At 67.5% G+C, this 578-nt stretch carries 1 pseudogene; it reads right to left on the bottom strand.

Annotated features, from left to right (window positions below):
• A pseudogene (locus tag IAE24_RS29970) lies at positions 1-578 on the bottom strand (tape measure protein); the annotation flags it as partial.

Below are 578 nucleotides of genomic sequence, written 5' to 3' on the forward strand. Positions count from 1 at the left end.
TGCCCACGGCCGAGCTGATCGCACTGATGGTGCTTTGCAGCGTTGCCGCCTTGTCCTGCAATGCATCGCGGTCGCGCTGATACGCACGGCGGAACAGGTCATATGCCGCGTCCGTCGCAGCCTTTGCAGCAGCCGCAGCCTCCCGTGTTTTTTCAGCGGCCGCGGCTGCGGCCTCCCGCTCATCCTCCAGCGCCCATATGCGCTGCTGCAGTTCGCGGTTGCTGGGGTCCAGTGCAGCGAGTTCGCGCCGCCGCAGTTCGGCAGTGTCTCCAGACAACTCCAGCCATCGGCGCTCCAGGTCCTGCTGCTGGTTGCGCGCGGCAATCTCTGCTCGCAGCGCTTCGTTGTAGTCCCACGCGGCGCGCTCGGCCTCGGTCATGCCTTCGGTCGCCAGCCTGCGCAGGGCCTCGCGGTACTTGTCCGTCTGGCCCGTGGCGCGCAGGTATTCGGCTTCCAGCTTGGAGCGGTCCTCCTTCAAACCGTCTAGTACGCGGCCGGCAGCGTCCGCCACCTCGCCGAACATCTGGGCCATGGGCAGCAGCTTGGCGAGCAGCTCGACATCGCCGGCGGCCATCGCC

Source organism: Delftia sp. S65, assembly GCF_016516495.1.
GTDB classification, from domain to species: Bacteria; Pseudomonadota; Gammaproteobacteria; order Burkholderiales; family Burkholderiaceae_C; genus Comamonas; species Comamonas acidovorans.